General features: G+C 55.4%; 3 protein-coding genes. 2 read left to right on the top strand and 1 reads right to left on the bottom strand.

The genetic code is table 11. The annotated features are described in order from the left end of the window. On the top strand, positions 1 to 474 hold a 474-nt coding region (locus FEV53_RS19725), incomplete at its 5' end, for a transposase (protein ID WP_185962355.1). 397 nt (positions 475 to 871) lie between these two features. Here the strand turns inward: FEV53_RS19725 and FEV53_RS19720 are convergent. Next, positions 872 to 2764, bottom strand: a complete 1893-nt coding sequence (locus FEV53_RS19720) for a putative Ig domain-containing protein (RefSeq protein ID WP_142836354.1) — start codon at positions 2762 to 2764, stop codon at positions 872 to 874. A gap of 136 nt (positions 2765 to 2900) precedes the next feature. Here FEV53_RS19720 and FEV53_RS19715 point away from each other — a divergent pair, with 136 nt between their 5' ends. Continuing rightward, positions 2901 to 3611: an IS6 family transposase gene (locus tag FEV53_RS19715; protein WP_142836353.1), complete on the top strand. Its 711-nt coding sequence runs from the start codon at positions 2901 to 2903 to the stop codon at positions 3609 to 3611. The last annotated feature ends 334 nt before the right edge of the window (positions 3612 to 3945 follow it).

The following is a 3945-nucleotide window of genomic DNA, read 5'->3' as shown; positions in this document are numbered from 1 at the left end:
ATCGGCCTCGACCCGGGGAGCGGTCACATCGTCACCTCAAACCTGACCACTGAGCATGTCGGCGATCCCGGCGCGCTGCCCGAGCTGCTGGCTCAGGTGGCGGAGGTTGTGTGCCGTTTCCTCGGCGATGGCGCCTATGACGGCGCGCCGCCGACGGCGATGATACAGGAAGCCTTCGGGCCGGATGTGGAGGTGATCATTCCGCCGCCGAGTAACGCCGTCCCCGGCGATTGCGACGTCCGCAATGCCCATATCCAGATGATCGCCGACCACGGACGCATCGCCTGGCAGAAGGCAACRGGTTACGGTCAGCGCTCCCGTGTCGAAGCCCAGATCGGCCGCTACAAGCAGGTGATCGGGCCCGCGCTACGAGGCCGAAATATGGAGAGCCAAACAACCGAGACCCTGATCGCCGTCAAARCCCTCAACCGCATGACCGACCTCGGTCGCGCGGCCCATGAGCGTGTCATCTGATCAGACTGGGAAAGCGGCAAATGCGCCCTCAGCTTGGTCCATGCAACACGCTCGGGGCGATCACACTACCGCACGGCCCAGAACGGCCGACCCATTCCCGATCCGTCCCCCGCCGCTTCCCGGCATGTTTGGGGAGCCGGGAAGCGGCTCCCTTATCGCAAAGGAGCCGAGGGCAGTCATAAGACAAGCCCTTCAGGCGCGCATCTCAGCTGGGACATTCATGGCGACCGGCTAAACAGCCTCGGGTGCGTCTGCAAGTTGGCAATCCCGTGCAACACGCTCCGTGAGATTGCCGCACGTAGCCAAAATTCATCCTACGACCCTAACAGAACTTGTCTCAATCTTTCAGAGTGTTGTGAGGTTTAGCAACCGGGATATCGCGCAATCTGCGCCAGAATCAGAACTGATATAACAGATCATCAACATCGATCAGATTGCTGATCACGATTTCATCGTTATCTCCGTAGCCGAGCACCCGGTCGCCGCCGGCTGTTGTGGTGATGCTACGGAAGTCATAGAGCCAAGCCCTGGATAGATCCACAACCTCGCCCTCGATGACCAGAGTATCGAGTTCTGGATCAAAATCAGTCACAGTCGCGACGCTCATCTTCCGCGTCGAAGCTGCCGTGAAAACGAAGGTATCGGCACCCTCACCACCCGTCAACGTATGCTTGGCGCCGTAGCACATATTCGCGATTAGCATGTCATCGCCGGTGCCACCGTCGACCACCATGGACCGCACCCCGGTGTGGATCGTATCGTTTCCCCCATCGCCCGAGGCAGTTCCAGTTGCGGAGTTTATGCGGATCACATCATTGCCCGCGCCGCCGGACACTTCGATGCCAATGCCTTTGGCGATACCGATATAATCGTCTCCCTCATAGCCAAGCACCTTGTGATCCACTTTGCTAAAGGTCAGGGTATCACCGTAAGCATCGACGAAATTGGTCGTGATAACGTCGCCTCCTGCGGTGCCATCGACGATGCCGTCAAGCCCCGGTAAGCTGAATGAGACAGTGGTCGTAAAAGTTCCGCCTCTCCCGTCATCGGCCATGAAACTGGTCGTCATGGTTTCTTCGGAGGCGCCGCTGACAACGCCCGTCGAACTGTCCAGAATGAGACCTGCCGGCAAATCAATCGCGCTGTAGGTCAGCGGGTCTCCAGTGGGGTCTGGGTCTGTGATGAACTCATCAAGATCAACGCTGATCGATCCACCGCGACTGTCGAGTGCGTCCTGCAGCAACGCTTGAGTCATGCCCAGCTGGAAGGTCGGATCCTGGTTAGCATTTATCGAATTGGCGAACAGGAACATCGCATCATAATCGACAGAGCCTCCGGGCCCCGTATACCAGTCATGATACGCTGTGTACCAATCATAGGAAGACAGGCCCTCGTAAAACCCCTGCGTACCATATCCAGGAAGCCTCGACAGCGTCGACATCACCTGTTCGACGTTCAGAGGATCATCGGAATCAAATATGAGGGTCGGTATCAGTCCCCAAACATTATCGTAAGCTAGGGGTACAGGGGTATTGGGATATTCCTCAGAGTCCCGCCAAATCGCCAGTTGATCATCGAATTCATAGAGTTCCACATAATTTGCAGATTGTTGACGATCCCAACTCTCGATTATATTACTATCACCATCATATAGGCTTCCCCAGGATCGACTTTGAAAATCTAGGACTGCGAATTTCTCCAGTGCGCCGTCTTCGTCGAGATCAACGGAACCAGAGATAACACGCTCAAAAGCCTGTATTATCTCTGACAGTTGATGAGGAGGGTCTCCGTAAAAATCATCAGTGTGATCTTGATAACGCCCGTTATCAAGAATATAGCCTGCAAACTCTATGCCGTTTTCAGTAAGATATTCATACCGACTTCCATATAAGGGATCTTCATAGTTGAAGCCAACGCTAAACTGAAGATCGACATAACCATCACTATTGAGATCGTCTGCAAGGGTGAGTGTTTGGGCGTAATCATGAGGTCGTTTGACATCATTATAAAGATCTTTATTGAAATCGGCCGACGCTAAATATTTTACGGCTTCGACGGTTACTGGATGTAATATTGCTACATCATCAGGATGTGAAAATCCGGGGTCTGACAGAGATCCCACTTCCCAAAATTCCACAGACCATATGTCTAAAAACTGTGTGCCCGTCCAAACGCTGTCACTTCGCCTAATCTGTATGATATCTTCGACACCATCAAGGTTGAAGTCGAAGTAAAGAAGGTCAGACTGTTCCTGAAGAGGTACGGTGAGTTCAGTGTCAGGTTCAGCCATGCGAGACCCCTTTTCAACTTCGGATCAAATGAAATATTTAGGTCAACTTTTATCGATACACTTGCGGACAAACGTTGACTTGTCCACTTCGGATTGCCAACTTGCAGACGCACCCGAGGGTGTTTAGCCGGTCGCCATGGATGTACCAGCTGAGATGCCGCGCCTGAAGGGCTACCGTTTTCCCCGTGAAGTCGTCGCCTACGCCGTTTGGGCCTGTCATCGGTTCGCGCTGAGCACGGCGGATATAGAGGATCTGCTCGCCGAGCGAGGCGTCATCGTCAGCCGGGAAGCCGTTCGGAAATGGGTGAACCGGTTTGGTCGGCATTTCGCGCATTGCATCAAGCGCGACCGGCCCGCAGCGTCAGATAAGTGGCACCTCGATGAGGTCCCCGTCCCGATCAACGGCATCAAGATGTGGTTATGGCGGGCCGTGGACGGGAACGGCGATGTGCTCGACATTCTGGTGCAGCCAAGGCGAAACGCCAAGGCAGCCAGGCGGTTTCTGAAACAGTTGATCGCCCGGTTTGGCCAGCCTCGCGTTATCGTCACGGACAAATTGCGGAGCTATATCAAACCGATCCGCCAGCTGGCTCCAGACGCAGATCACCGGGCTCATAAGGGCCTGAATAACCGTATTGAGGGCTCGCACCGACCAACGCGGAAACGAGAAAAGCTCATGGGACGGTTCAAGTCGGTCAGGCAAGCGCAGCGCTTCCTCTCCGCCCATGACCAGATCAATGTGATATTCAGACCCCGCCGCTACCGACTTTCAGCCATCTCTTACCGCCACGCCAGATCAGATGCCTTCGATCTGTGGCGCAGCTACGCCCTCGAAATGACCGCGTGATCGGATCCGCGGACCGTGTTGCATAAACCATTCGCTGGTCGCAGCTCCCCCTTTTCCAGCCTGACCAGATGACACGCTCATAGGCCGCGCGACCGAGGTCGGTCATTCGGTTCAAGACATTGACGGCGATCACGGTTTCGAGTTTTTGGCTCTCCATATTTCGGCCTCGTAGCGCGGGTCCGATCACCTGCTTGTAGCGGCCGTTCTGGGCTTCAACGCGGGAACCCTGACCGTAGCCTGTTGCCTTCTGCCAGGCGATCCGGCCGCGGACGGCGATCATCTGGATATGGGCATTACGGACGTCGCAATCGCCGGGGACGGCGTTACCCGGTGG

Origin of the sequence: Palleronia caenipelagi (assembly GCF_007004065.1) — a bacterium.
Taxonomy (GTDB): Bacteria; Pseudomonadota; Alphaproteobacteria; order Rhodobacterales; family Rhodobacteraceae; genus Palleronia; species Palleronia caenipelagi.
This window is presented reverse-complemented; position numbering and strand designations above follow the sequence as displayed.